This is a genomic window from Sporolactobacillus shoreae (assembly GCF_004684935.1).
Taxonomy (GTDB): domain Bacteria; phylum Bacillota; class Bacilli; order Bacillales; family Sporolactobacillaceae; genus Sporolactobacillus; species Sporolactobacillus shoreae.
The window spans coordinates 1-1,442 of the sequence record NZ_SRJD01000062.1; the positions used below are offsets into that span (position 1 = coordinate 1).

At 49.1% G+C, this 1,442-nt stretch carries 1 protein-coding gene; it reads right to left on the minus strand.

The genetic code is table 11. The features are described from left to right. Nucleotides 1-49: 49 nt before the first annotated feature. The gene (locus E4665_RS17990; RefSeq protein WP_135350179.1) at nucleotides 50-1,282 is read right to left on the minus strand and encodes an IS256 family transposase; all 1,233 of its coding nucleotides are present in this window, start codon (nucleotides 1,280-1,282) and stop codon (nucleotides 50-52) included. Nucleotides 1,283-1,442: the final 160 nt, after the last annotated feature.

Below are 1,442 nucleotides of genomic sequence, written 5' to 3' on the forward strand. Positions count from 1 at the left end.
GGTCAAGTCCTTTTTTGTGTGTAAATTCATCTCAGGAAGGATAGAGTGATTAGCTTGGATAAATAGCTGTCACTTTACTAGAAGGAGTCGTTTTGGGCTGTTTGGCCTTCCAGTCAAAATAGTCTTCCATTTTCAAATAACAGCGGCCATCGGACCACTTTTCATCCTGTTCCATGAGAACAGCGCCCATGAGACGGACGACCGAATCTTGATTGGGAAAGATGCGAACCACCCTTTCGCGACGGCGAAATTCCTCGTTGAGGCGTTCCATGCCATTGGTCGTTCGCAGACGACGGCGATAAGGTTCGGGTAAGGCAAGCACGGCGGTGACATCATCAAAAGCGGCGTCCACAAGTTCCGTTACGCGGGGGGCTTTTTCTTGATAGACCGCCAGAAAAGAGTGAAGCAGTGTCTGAGCTGTTAACACGTCAGGTGCGTGAAGAATGGCCTTAACCTGCTCGCTGACTTCGCTTTTCAACGGTTTAGGGAGCCGGTCGCGGACGTTGCGCAGAAAATGTGCCTGGCAGCGCTGCCAGGTCGCGCCCTGAAACGCTTTTTGAACGGCACTGACAAGCCCTCCATGGTCATCACTGACGACGACATCAACCCCCTTCAAACCACGTGCTTTCAGCCAATGAAAATAGTTCTGCCAGGCTTCGGTGCTTTCACTATCATCGATTTTAAGACCCAGAATGGTTCGATATCCTTCTTCGTTGATGCCGTAGCTGACCAAAATCCCCCGGGAACGGATACGCCCATTTTCACGGACCTTTGTATAAACCGCATCAACAAGGAGAAAGGGGTAGCTGCCCTTCAGCGGACGATTATTCCAACCCACGACAATGGGATCCAGATGCCCGCAAAGATCGGAAACCGTCGTTTTTGAAAAGTCTGTGCCGCAAAGTTCCTCAGTAATTTGGCTGACCCGACGTGTCGAGACCCCATTGATCACCATTTCCATCAAAGACAGAACCAGTGCTTGTTCGCTGCGTTGATAGCGATGAAAAAGATCGGTTGAGAAATGCCCGTTACGTAACCTGGGGACGTTTAGCGTGAGGTTTCCCACGCGCGTCTTCAGTTGATGAGGGTAAGAACCATTTCGGTAATCCGTCCGTTCTTCACTTCGTTCGTACTTTTCAGCCTTCACCTGTTCGCTGGCCTGTGCTTTCAACACTTGATTTAAAATCGCCTCCAAAAGGGCGTTCATGCCTGAATTTTTCGCATCGCCAAGAAATAATTGATGCAGAAGTTGTTCATCTAGAGTAATCTGTAATTGAGCCATCCCTGAGTCTCTCCTTTAGAATTTGGTTTTCGTCGACTCTATTCTAACTGAGATGATGGGCTCCGGCTCATTTTCTATGAAAAAAATGAAAGAAACAGGGGAAATCGAATCCCGCTGTTTTTCTGGAGGGGGCTGGCCAGCCCCCTCCAGAAAAACAGAA